The 12137-nt window shown below is 67.0% G+C and carries 6 protein-coding genes; 5 read left to right on the top strand and 1 reads right to left on the bottom strand.

Going from position 1 to position 12137, the window contains the following annotated elements; genetic code table 11:
* Nucleotides 1–6 precede the first annotated feature (6 nt).
* The 3 genes from pbpC to HPY67_09550 all read left to right on the top strand — a co-directional run bounded on the left by pbpC (nt 7) and on the right by HPY67_09550 (nt 3814).
* On the top strand, nt 7–2157 hold the full coding sequence (gene pbpC / locus HPY67_09560) for a penicillin-binding protein 1C (GenBank protein NPV04965.1): 2151 nt from the start codon (nt 7–9) through the stop codon (nt 2155–2157).
* A 990-nt stretch (nt 2158–3147) separates the two neighbouring features.
* Nucleotides 3148–3303: a hypothetical protein gene (locus HPY67_09555; GenBank protein NPV04964.1), complete on the top strand. Its 156-nt coding sequence runs from the start codon at nt 3148–3150 to the stop codon at nt 3301–3303.
* Between the two features lie 25 nt (nt 3304–3328).
* Nucleotides 3329–3814, top strand: coding sequence for a hypothetical protein (locus HPY67_09550; protein ID NPV04963.1), 486 nt, complete (start codon nt 3329–3331; stop codon nt 3812–3814).
* A 105-nt stretch (nt 3815–3919) separates the two neighbouring features.
* On the opposite strand, the gene HPY67_09545 is transcribed toward HPY67_09550, so the two are convergent.
* On the bottom strand, nt 3920–8347 hold the full coding sequence (locus HPY67_09545) for an activase (GenBank protein ID NPV04962.1): 4428 nt from the start codon (nt 8345–8347) through the stop codon (nt 3920–3922).
* 305 nt (nt 8348–8652) lie between these two features.
* Here HPY67_09545 and HPY67_09540 point away from each other — a divergent pair, with 305 nt between their 5' ends.
* A complete protein-coding gene (locus HPY67_09540; GenBank protein ID NPV04961.1) occupies nt 8653–9351 on the top strand; it encodes a ubiquinone/menaquinone biosynthesis methyltransferase in 699 nt (232 codons plus the stop codon).
* Between the two features lie 553 nt (nt 9352–9904).
* Nucleotides 9905–12064, top strand: coding sequence for a ribonucleoside triphosphate reductase (locus HPY67_09535; protein ID NPV04960.1), 2160 nt, complete (start codon nt 9905–9907; stop codon nt 12062–12064).
* The last annotated feature ends 73 nt before the right edge of the window (nt 12065–12137 follow it).

Genomic DNA, 12137 nt, shown 5'->3' with positions numbered 1-12137 from the left:
AGACGAATGACCCGTGTCGCACCGCGTGGCTGGAAGTTCGCCCTTGCCGCCGCCTTCGTCGGCTGCGCAGCCTTCGTCTGCACGCTTGCGGCGGGGCTCTTCCTCAACGGGCCCAAGCTCCCCTCATTCGACGAGGTCCGTGCCTCCCACCGCCTCTCCGATGCCGTGCTGATCGACCGGCACGGCAGCGTGATCCACGAGCTGCGCGTGGACCCGACGGGCAGAAGGCTCGATTGGGTGGCCCTGGCCGACATCTCGCCCGCGCTCACCCGGGCCGTCGTCGCCGCCGAGGACAGGCGGTTCCGCGACCACGGCGGGGTGGACTGGGTCGCCCTTGCCGCCTCGACGCTGCGTCACGTCACCTCCGGCGGCTCCCGGGGCGCAAGCACGATCAGCATGCAGCTTGCCGCGCGCCTCGATGCGGCCTCGACGCCCCGCGGCCCCAAGCGGACCTGGCGCGAGAAGCTGCGCCAGGTTTCGGCGGCCCTCGCGCTCGAGCGCTCCTGGTCCAAGGACGAGATCCTCGAGGCCTACCTGAATCTCATCACGTTCCGGGGCGAGCTGCAGGGGATCGCCGCCGCCTCGCGGGGCCTCTTCGACAAGGACCCCTCGGGCCTCGGCGAGGCGGAGTCGCTGCTGCTGGCCTCGCTCATCCCCTCGTCCCGGACGACGGCCGAGGCCGTGGCGCGCCGGGCGGTCCGGCTGGCGGAGCGCACAGGCTCCGCATCGGGCGCGGAGGAGATTGCGGCCCTGGCCGCCGAGGTCCTCGGCCGGCCCTACCGGATCCGGCCCCAGGTGGCGCTTGCGCCGCACGTGGCGCGGATGCTGCTTTCGGGCGGGGGGGTGCGGCGGGCGCAGTGCACGCTCGACGGGGATCTCCAGGCGTTCGTCCTCGAGGCCCTCAACCGCCAGCTCGCGCAGCTTGCGGGGCGAAACGTGCGGGACGGCGCCGCCCTTGTCGTCGACAACGCCACGGGCGAGATCCTCGCCTACGCGGCCAACCAGGGCATCACCTCGAGCGCGCCCCACGTCGACGGCATCCGGGCGCCGCGGCAGGCCGGCTCCACGCTCAAGCCCTTCCTCTACGGCCTGGCGATCGAGAAGCGGTTCCTGACGGCGGCCTCGATCCTGGAGGATTCGCCCCTCCAGATCCCCGCAGAGGGGGGGCTCTACGTGCCGGAGAACTACGACCGGGAGTTCCTCGGCCCCGTCAGCCTGCGGACGGCCCTCTCGGCCTCGCTCAACATCCCCGCCGTGCGGACGCTCATGCTCGTCACGCCGGAGGCCTTCGTGGAGCGGCTCCGGGCCCTCGGGATGGAGAGCCTCGACCGCGAGGCGGATTATTACGGTTACTCGCTCGCGCTGGGCTCGGCCGATGTGACCCTCTACGAGCTGGTGACCGCCTACCGGACGCTCGCCAACGGGGGCCGCTGGGGAAGACTGAAGATCGACGCGGGCGCAGAGGCGGAGAAAACCGTTGCCGTCATGGACAGGCGGGCCGCCCTGATCGTCTCGGGCATCCTCTCGGACCGCGAGGCCCGGAGCGCGACCTTCGGGCTCGAGAACCCGCTGGCCACCCGATACTGGACGGCCGTGAAGACGGGCACGAGCAAGGACATGCGCGACAACTGGTGCGTGGGCTACTCCGAGCGGTACACCGTCGGGGTCTGGGTGGGGAACTTCCCGGGCGAACCCATGTGGAACGTCTCGGGCATGAGCGGCGCCGCCCCGGTGTGGCTCGACATCATGAACCATCTCCATAGGCGCACGCCCTCGAGGGCGCCCGGGGCCGTTGCGGGCATCGTCTCGCGCCCGGTGAGCTTCCGGGACAACCTCGAGCCCCCGCGGACCGAGTGGTTCATCGAGGGGACGGAGCCGCCGGGGGAGATCGCCGCGGACAAGCGCCATGCCGTCGCCCGGATCCTCTACCCCCAGCCTGCAACGATCATCACCCTCGACCCGGACATCCCCGCGGAGCTCCAGCGGGTCTCCTTCGTCGGGCGCTTCTCGGGCGGGACCCACGAGTGGCGCCTCGACGACCGCCCTCTCGGCTCCACGGCCGTGCTCGACTGGCAGCCCCAGCGCGGCCGGCACGTGCTGACCCTCGTCGACAGGGAGAACCGCGTCGCCGACGCCGTCTCTTTTGTCGTGAAATGACCCGCCCCGCCTTATCCACAGGCGCAACGTTCGCATCGGGCTAGTACTTTCTTCGTAGTTCCGCTACTAATCGGTTCCGAGAGAAAAATCACCCGACCGCCGTATTGTCTTTGCCCCCGCGGTTCTGTACCATCCCCGCCAGACAGGGGCCGGGCTTGTGACCCGGAGAGAGTTGCGGCCGACCGGAGGGGGTCGAGGAGGAGGATTCGTGGAGGGGATTTTTCTGCTGTTTATTCTGACCGGCCTGGCCCTTGTCTACACGCTGCTCTTCCCGGCTCGGAAGGGGAAAAGCGAGCGGTAGAGACACCGGGCGTCCGGCAGGCCCGACCGCAGAGTGCCGTTCTCGCCCCGGGTTCGCCCGGGCCATCCCCTGGGGGAATCTCCCTTTTTTTGGAAGGAGGGGGGGAGGTTCCCCCTTTTTTCTCGTTTCTCCCCGGTCCGTGTCGCTTTCCCGCGTGCGGGCCGCGAAGGGTCAATCGACCGGCCAGATTCATTTTGACAGACCGCATCGCCCCGTCGTACACTCCGACTCGAAAGAGCACCATTCTTCAAACGCCAAACGGATACAATTTCATCGGTCTCCGCAGGCAGAAACAGACGTCGAGAAGAAACGCAGGAGTCCGCAGAAAAGTCCAAGCCATGATGACGGACAACGGTCTGCAAGGTGCGCCTACCCGGTTCATACCCCGTGAATCACGCGGGGCCCGGGCCTCGCGCTGCCGAAGACGAATCCTCCTGACCCTCATCCTGACGGCGGGCGCCGTCTGGGGCCAGCCGCTGTTCGAATGGTCGTCCGTCTCGGCCGCCCCGCCCAAGACGCGGACGGTCACGACGGGCACGCTACAGATGACCGGGATGGGCGGGCAGGCGGTGCGGTTGACGACCGGCGCACTCCAGATGTCCGGCCATGGATCGGGGGCGGCGCAGATTCATGTGACCACGGTCCCGCTTCAGATGACAGGACAGGGTGCGGGGCCGGCGGGGGTGAGGTTGACGACCGGCGCACTCCAGATGACCGGAATGGGCGCGGGGCAGACCGGCGTTCAGCTGACGACCGGCGCGCTCCAGATGACCGGCATGGGCGCGGGGGTAACGTCGGTCCGCATCACCACGGGGGAGCTCCGGATGACGGGGTTCGGGCTGTAAGCAGGAAATCTCAAAGGAGGGAAGTATGAAACCGTGCGCGTGGGTCATCGTTGTGCTGCTCGCCCTGTCCGTCCCAGGTGCCACCGGCACCGCCCAGGCCGAGGATTTCGTCTTCACCGTGCCCCTGAGGTTCAGCAACCTGCACTCGAAGATCGACGCGGTACGGGTGTTCTGCCAGGCCTTGAATCCCTCGGGCGCTCTGATTGGAGGCGGGAACACGATCGTTACCGTCGGTCCGACGGGAAGCGTTTCCCAGAACGTCGTGGTGGCGTTCAATGCCGAGCCCAACCGCATCGCCGGCGACGCCACGCAGTACCGGTGCTGGTTCGACATGAAGGCCAAGGAGGACCCGATGTACGTGCAGCCCAACTCGGTGAACCTGCCCGTCTACCAGGCCAGGCCCGGCACCGCCTTCGTACCCCTGGTCAGCGGCCCGATCCCCAAGAGCCAGTCGGCGGAAATACCGGCACAGAAGACAGCCCCGAGGGCGACCCCCGTCGTGCCTCGCTGAACGACATCCCTTTCAAGCTCGCGGCCGCACGCGGGCACCCCTTTGGCATCCTTGCCCGTCACGGTAAACCCATGCCCGGACCGGGAACCGGTGTTCCCCTCTCTGTCAATCCGAACGGTCCCGGGTCTCGCGGGGCAGCCCGACGCGGGCGGCGCAGCAGATTTCGTCCGGCACGGCCGCGGCGACAGACGCACCCGACCGGACAGGGGGGGAGGCCCGCATCGCCTCGTGGACCCGGCGGGCCTGGAGGAGGAACGTCTCGAGCCTGGCCGTGACGATCTGGGGGAAGGGGCTGCCGTCGCTCTCGATGGCGAGGAAGGGCAGGTGATCGAACCGCTCGAGGACCCGCCGCACCCGGGGATTCACGGCCTTCAGGGCGCTCTTTCCCTCCCGGGTCATCTCCCGCGACAGGATCGCCTCGGCGATCCGGTTCGGCATGCAGCCGAAGGGGCCGATGGCGATCGCGCCGCAATAGTCATCGGGCACCTCCGTGAGAGCTGCCCCGACCGTGAGGATCGCCTCCCCCACGAGGCGAGGGTTCATGAGATGGCGGACCCCGTCGATGAGACGGTCCACGTCCTCGCGGCGGTAGTGGAAGAGGCCCGACGGCCGCAGGAGGCCCTTGAGAAAACGCTCCTGGCGCCTCATCACCGCCTGCCGGAGCATGAGCTGCAGCCACTGCCGGACGGAGATGTCCCCGGCCGTCATCCGGTTCGCGTAGCACCAGTCGGTGTAGTAGATCCACTCCATCCCGCTCGAGACCTTCACGGCGAACCCCTCATCAGCCAGCCTCTCGACGATCCACTGGCGCGACAGGTCGTCATGGCGCACGAAGATCTCACCGGTCAGGAGGATCAGCGGCGTCTCGGCCGGCCGGCGCCGCAGCTCGATCCGCGCCAGGTCCTGCGCAATCGACGAGACCGTCTCACGCAGCGCCCGGGGGTCGCAGCCCCGCTCCAGGACCCCGAGCAGGCGCGACCATCCCTCCCAGAAGATCTCCATCGCCCGGGGCCTCCGGGCCGCACAGGCGAGCAGCATGGAGTAGACGTCGTGCATGACGTCGGCCAGCACGATCGCCGACCAGGCCTTCTTGGTGAAGGAGCTGCCGTGGAAGTCGGAGTAGCTGTTCTCGCCGGACAGCGAGAAGAGGGCCACGTCGTCGATGCGGCGCTTCTCCAGAACGCGTTCGATGAAGGGGGCGTACTGCCCGAAGCGGCAGGGCCCCGACGTGGTGGGCATCACGTAGAGCAGCAGCTCGTCGCGCCGCTCGCGCCCCTCGAGGTAATTCAGCAGGCCCCCCGTCACGAGCTGAAGCGGCAGGCACTCCTTGCAGAGGCTGTTGCCCTTGCCTGTCTCGAGGTCCCTGCGGTCGGCGGGCGGCAGGCAGGAGCTGCGGATCCCCAGCCCCCGGAAGACGGCGCTCATGGCCTCGGAGTTGAGCCGGCCCATGGAGGGGAACAGCAGGTGCACCCTTGGGTCGAGGAAGGAGTGGGGCTTGCCCTGCGAGTCGATGAAGAGCTGGTCGCGGTAGTCGAAGCGCGAGGGCGTGAAGGCCCGCGGCAGGGCTCCCCCGCCCGTGCTCCGCTTCCCCTTCATCTCGCGCCAGGCCTCGACGATCCCGAGGAACGCCTCGATGCGCGTCTCCAGCCCCGCATCGGCCGTATGGCTGTCGAGCTCCAGCGTGAGCGAGGGTTTCTCGCCCATGAGGTCCCGGAAGTACCCCAGCAAGAACGAGTCGGGGCCGCAGGAAAAGTTCGTCACGTAGCAGCCGAAGAGCTGGGGGTGGCGCGCCACGAAGCTCGCCGCCTTGAGGATGGTCTGCCCCGCCGACCAGTACATCTGGCCGTGCACCGGCTCGTCGTCGATGGGCAGCATGTCGATGGGGATGACGCGGATGCCTCGCGTGGCCAGCTTCTGGGGGATGCCCATGTGGGACTCGGTCACGAAGGCGTTGTAGGATCGGCCGAACAGGGCGACGGCGAAGGCCCGTGGGTCGGCCTGCAGCGCCTCGAGGGCCTCGCGGCCGGCCTCCCGCATCCTCTGTACGAAGGCCGCCTGCTCGGCCAAGGCGGCCTCGAAGGCGCTCCGGCCCGCCTCTGCCGACCGGCCGAGTGCCCGGGCCACGTCGACGAAGTCACCCCGGGCTGCGTCGGGGCCTTTTGAAAAATCGATGACGGGCGACAGGATGCGGCCCGCCCCCTTCAACGCGCGCCAGGCGGGATGATCCTTGAACGCCGTCGCCAGGTAGTAGGGCTCGCCCTGGGAGAGGGGGCAGGTGGTGCTCTTGGACGGCCCCTGCCCGTTGCGGCCCCAGCGCTGCGGGTTGCCCCCCCTGAACTGCGGCAGGAAGAGCCAGTCGACCCCGCGCTCCAGGAGGTCCTGCAGGTACCCGTGGGCGATCTCGACGGGCCAGCAGAAGGCTGCACCCCTGCGGTCCACGCCCTCCGGGCGGATCGCTCCGGGCAGGACGACCCGGTATCCCAGCTCTTCGAAGAACCGCCGGTAGAGCGGGTAGTAGGTGTTGACGAAGAAGGACTTGTTGAGGCCGACGGTGCCCGCAGGCCGGTCCGTGCCGGTATCCCTGCCCTCGAAGACGAGGCGCTCCCAGGTTTGCGCGAGATCGAGGCCCGCCGTGTCCGTCTTCCGGGCGAAACGCAGGTTGTACCAGCGGTTGCAGGCGCCCCCGAAGGGATAGGTCCGTCCCTCGATGCGGATGCGGGCGATCTCGCAGCGCCGGTCGCACCGCTCGGTGCCCCCGTTGCAGACGAAGGGCTCGCCGTACTCGAGTTCCCGGTCCCGAAGGGCGTCGAGCGAATAGGCCTGCCTGCGCATCAGGCCCAGCGCGAGGCGACGCTTGATCTCGAGGGCGACGCCGAAGGCGCCCATGAGGCCCGGGTCGGGCGGGACGATGATCCGCCGGCCCGTGACGGCGGCCATCGCGAGGGGCACGGCGCGGTTGTAGCAGACCCCGCCCTGCATGAAGACCTTCTTGCCGACGGCGCGGCTGCCCTTGACGCGCTTGTGGTAGTTCATGCAGATCGAGTAGACGAGACCCGCCACGATGTCCTCCCGGGTGATCCCCTCGTGGAAGGCCCGCTTGATGTCGCTGTTGATGAAGGCGGCGCACTGGTCGTTGAAGTCGGGCGGCCGCCTGCCGGCCAGGGCGATCTCGGCGATCTGCTCCGTCGCGATGTTGAGCGACTCCCGGGCCGCCTCCTCGAGGAAGGAGCCCGTCCCGGCGCTGCAGGCCTCGTTCATGGCGTAGTCCGACGGCACGCCCCCGGTGATGAAGGTGTACTTGGCGTCCTGGCCGCCGATCTCGAAGATCGTGTCCACGTCCGGGTCGAACCAGACGGCGGCGGCGGCGTGGGCGGCGATCTCGTTGACGATGCCCTCCGTCATGGCGTGCAGCCCGGCGATCTGGCGGCCCGATCCCGTGACGCCGAGGCCCTCGATCCGGACGGCCGCGGCAAGCGGCCCGAGCTGCTCGCGCAGGGCCCGGTAACACTCGCGAGAGGCGCCGACGGGGTCCCCGCCGGTGCGGAGGTACACCGAGGCGACGATGGTGTCGTCCTCGCTTCGCAGCAGGACGGCCTTCGTCGTCGTCGAGCCCACGTCGAGGCCGAGGATGAGCGTGTCCCCCGCCCTCGCCTCCCCCCGCCGCGAGGGCCGGAACTCGACGCGGTCGGCAAAATCGGACAGCGGCCGAAGGACCGCAAAGGAGCTCTCCCCCTCGCGGAAGAGCTTCTCCGGGCCCGGGAAGGGGGCCGTTTCGTGCTCCAGGGCCCAGAGGGCCGCACCCAGCGCCTCGAAGTAGGGCGCCTCGTCGGGGACCCGGAGGTTTGCGATCTCCCCGCGAAGGTGGTCCATGAGGACCTCGTTGCGGGCCGTGCCCCCGATGACCATGATGTCCCGCCGGGGCACCTGGCCGAGGATCTCGAGGATCTTTCCCGCCATCATCTGGCACAGGCCGGCCACGATCCTCCCCCGCGGCACTCCCTTGTTGGCCGCGTGGGTGCAGTCGCTCTTGCAGAAGACGCTGCAGCGTCCCGAGACCCTGTAGGGGCTCTCCGAACGGGCGAGCCCCGTCGCCTCGTCGATGTCGAGACCGAGGCGCTTGATCTGCTGGAGAAAGAACTCGCCTGTGCCCGATGCGCACTTGTTCCCCGTTTGGACCGTGGAGATGCGCCCGTCCTTTCCGAGGGTGTAGACGAGGAAGGTCTCGCCGCCGGCGCTCACGACGGCCTCGAGATTCTCGCCCCGCCCGTTGAGATGGGCCAGGGCGTGCTCGACGGCCTCGGGCTCGGGGATGGAGGAGAGATTGAGGAACTGCCGGAAACGCCTCCCGGTGACGCACACCCGGTCGTAGCGCGCCGCATCGACCTCGCGCATCAACTCCAGGAGGTACCGGCGGGGGTTGCCGTGGTGGGCATCGACGCGCACGTCGCAGAGCCTGACCGCGCCGCTTGCGTCCCGCTCGACGGCGGCCGCGCTGATCGTGGAAGCCCCGATACAGATTCCGAGCGTCTTCATTGGGTCCCTCTCGAATATCGAAAATAGGCAGTCTGACCCCCTGCCGCCCGTCCGGGGTCGAGATGAGGAGTCACGCCGAAAACGGCTCCAAATCGGGCAGGGGCATTATGGACAAAATCCCGAATGAGTGCAAGGGGCAACGAAGGAACCGGTATCGTAAGGAAAGGACAGGGCGCGAACGGAAAAGGCTGCCCGGCGGGGCGAAAAGCGGAGGGCCTGAAAAAGCTTTACCTCGCCGCGCAAGGCGTGTATATCAACGCGCCGAAGGGTGGGACACCATGGGGATATCGGCAGGCGAAAACCGCATGGACAAGCGACCGGGCGTCATCCGCCCCCTGTTCAACCGGATGGCGGCGACCTACGACCGGGGCAACCGTGCGCTGTCGCTCCTGATCGACCAGGTCTGGCGGCGCCGGACCGTGAGCGCCCTGGGCATCCGCGGGGGCCAGTTCGTGCTCGACCTCGCCACCGGCACGGCCGACATGGCCCTCGAGGCGGCCCGCCGGGCCGACTGCCGCGTCGCGGGCATCGACCTCTCCGAGGAGATGCTCCGCATCGCGCGGGAGAAGAACCGCAGGGCCCCCTTCCCGGACCGCTGCTCCTTCCTGCAGGGCGACGGCACGCAGGCGCCTTTCCGTGACGGGAGCTTTCACCATGCCATGATCAGCTTCGGCATCCGCAACGTCCAGGACATGGACCGACTCCTCCGGGAGACGCTCCGGGTCCTGAAACCCGGGGGCCGCTTCGCCATCCTGGAGTTCTCCCTGCCCGAGACCCCCGTGATCCGCCAGTGCTACCTCTTCTACTTCAAGAGGGTGCTCCCGCTCATCGGTGCCGCCGTCGCCGGAAAGAGGGAGCCCTACTTCTACCTGCGGGACTCCGTTCTCGACTTCGAGCCCCCGAGGGCCCTCGAGGAGCGGATTCTGAAAAACGGGTTCCGCCTGGCCGTCTCGAAGCCCTTCACCTTCGGCATCTGCCACCTCTACGTGGCGGAGAAACCATGAAAGAGGGGACAGGGACCCGTAACCTGCCCCCTGACCCCTGGGAGAAATCTGGTATTGCATTTCCGCGCGCGCTCCGCTACCTTTCTCGCCTGCCCGGGGGTCCGAACCCCAAGATATGGGATGGGTGCAATTTTGGCCCCCCATATATAGTATGTTTTTTTGACGCTTTGAGAAAACCCGTCACCCGGGGCCGAAAAGCCCTGAAAGGCCCTGCCAGGGCCGTTTTCGGGACGGCTTCCCTCTCAAACCCCGTCAAAAAACAGGCACTTGCCCGGAAACCGTGCCCTTTTGCGCCCCTGAAAAATTTTTGGCCCCCGGCGGCAAGGGCCGGCGGACTGGTGCGAACCATGAATCATTACGGCATGTTGGACGGAGCCTGACCTGGGGGAAGATTTTTTCAATTTTCTCTTGACTAGATGTAGTGTTTGCATCAAAATTGCACCACTACATCTTGTGCGACACGGACACTTTGCGTAGAGGGGACGCAAATCTACTCCTGTCCATCTCATTCTCAAGCTCGCGTTCTGTAAAATCTAAGCAAAGGGGGAACCGAATGTTCACGCAAATTCGGAAGCGGGACGGACGTGTTGTCAAGTTCGATTCGGAGAAGATCACCAACGCCATCGCCAAGGCCGGGGCCGCCACCGGGGAGTACGACACGGGGACGGCGCGTCGCCTGACCATCAAGGTGCTCGCCCTGGCCGAGCAGCTCCTCGGAGACCGCATTCCCAGCGTCGAGGAGATCCAGGACATCGTCGAGGAGATCCTGCTCCAGTCTCCGTACCGCAAGACCGCCAAGGCCTACATCATCTACCGTGACCAGCACGCGCGGCTGCGTGAGGTGGTCAACAAGATGGAAGTGGACCTGGTGGACCAGTATCTCCAGAAGAACGACTGGAAGATCAACGAAAATTCCAACATGGACTACTCCCTCCAGGGGCTCAACAACTACATCTCCTCGGAGGTGAGCAAGGTCTACTGGCTCAACGAGATCTATACCCCCGAGATCAAGAAGGCACACACCGACGGGGACTTCCACATCCACGACCTGAGCCTCCTTTCGGTCTACTGCGTCGGGTGGGACCTTTACGATCTCCTCATCGAGGGCTTCCGCGGCGTGACGGGCAAGGTGGAGAGCCGCCCGGCCAAGCACCTGCGCAGCGCCCTGGGCCAGGTGGTGAACTTCTTCTACACCCTGCAGGGCGAGGCGGCAGGCGCGCAGGCCTTCTCGAACTTCGACACCCTGCTGGCGCCCTTCATCCGCTACGACAGGCTCACCTACCAGGAAGTGAAGCAGGCCCTGCAGGAGTTCATCTTCAACATCAACGTCCCCACGCGGGTGGGCTTCCAGACGCCCTTCACCAACGTGACCCTCGACGTCAACGTGCCGAGGCACTACGCCGACCGCAACGTCATTATCGGCGGCGTGCCGAGGAAGGAGACCTACGGCGAGTTCCAGGAAGAGCTGAACCTTTTCAACAAGGCGTTCTTAGAGGTGATGGCGGAGGGGGATGCGAAGGGCAGGGTCTTCACATTCCCCATCCCCACCTACAGCATCACCCGCGACTTCGACTGGGACAACCCCCTGATGAACGGGCTCTGGGAGATGACAGCCAAGTACGGCGTGCCCTACTTCTCCAACTTCGTCAACTCCGACATGAACCCCGAGGACGCCCGCAGCATGTGCTGCCGGCTCCGCATCGACAACCGCGAGCTCGTCAAGCGCGGCGGCGGCCTCTTCGGCTCCAACCCCCTGACGGGCTCCATCGGTGTGGTGACGCTCAACATGCCCCGGCTGGGCTACCTCTCGAAGTCCGAGGAGGAGTTTCTCGAGCGGCTCGAGCGGCTCATGTACCACGCCAAGGAGAGCCTCGAGATCAAGCGCAAGGTCCTGGAGACCTTCACGGACCGCAACCTCTACCCCTACACGAAGCACTACCTCAGGGGCATCCGCGAGCGCCTGGGCAGCTACTGGAAGAACCACTTCTCCACGATCGGCCTCGTGGGCATGAACGAGGCGTGCCTGAACCTCATGGGCCGCACGATCGCCGAGCGCGAGGGCATGGACTTCGCCAAGCGCGTGCTGGACTTCATGAACGCCAAGCTCCTCGAGTACCAGGCCGAGACGGGCAACAACTTCAACCTGGAGGCCACGCCGGCCGAGGGGACCTCCTTCAGCCTCGCGCGGATCGACAAGGCGAAGTACCCCGACATCATCTCGGCCAACGAGAACGGGGGGCCCCCCTTCTACACCAACTCGACGCAGCTGCCGGTGAACTACACCGACGACATCTTCGAGGCCCTCGACCTGCAGGACGAGATCCAGGTCAAGTACACGGGAGGCACCGTGTTCCACACCTTCATCGGCGAGCGCCTCGCCGAGCCCGAGGCGGCCAAGGTCCTCGTGCGCAAGATCTGCGAGACCTACCACATGCCCTACTTCACGCTGACGCCCACCTTCAGCGTCTGCCCGGACCACGGCTATATCCGGGGCGAGGTCTCGACCTGCCCCGACTGCAACACGCCGACGGAGATTTACTCGCGCGTCGTGGGCTACCTGCGGCCCGTCAGGCAGTGGAACAAGGGCAAGCAGGCCGAGTTCGGAATGCGGCAGACCTACCGCGTCAACGGCACGGCGTCGAAGGAGAAGCAGGACAGGGAACCGCGGGTTTACCTCGTGGAGAACGCCGGGCAGGCGGGGGCCCTGCGCTGATCCGCTTTCCGGGCCGGCTATCTGAAGCCGCAACCGGGCTGCCGGGGCGCTTGCGGGCGCACCGGCGGCCTTT

It is taken from the genome of Syntrophaceae bacterium (genome assembly GCA_013177795.1).
Classification (GTDB): domain Bacteria; phylum Desulfobacterota; class Syntrophia; order Syntrophales; family UBA2192; genus UBA2192.
This window is presented reverse-complemented; position numbering and strand designations above follow the sequence as displayed.

What these genes read in the sequence shown, in the direction of transcription:
- HPY67_09540 (NPV04961.1), top strand. Translation starts at nt 8,653, where the DNA reads ATGGACAAGCGACCGGGCGTCATCCGCCCCCTGTTCAACCGGATGGCG.
- pbpC (NPV04965.1), top strand. Translation starts at nt 7, where the DNA reads ATGACCCGTGTCGCACCGCGTGGCTGGAAGTTCGCCCTTGCCGCCGCC.
- HPY67_09535 (NPV04960.1), top strand. Translation starts at nt 9,905, where the DNA reads ATGTTCACGCAAATTCGGAAGCGGGACGGACGTGTTGTCAAGTTCGAT.
- HPY67_09545 (NPV04962.1), bottom strand. Translation starts at nt 8,347, where the DNA reads ATGAAGACGCTCGGAATCTGTATCGGGGCTTCCACGATCAGCGCGGCC.
- HPY67_09550 (NPV04963.1), top strand. Translation starts at nt 3,329, where the DNA reads ATGAAACCGTGCGCGTGGGTCATCGTTGTGCTGCTCGCCCTGTCCGTC.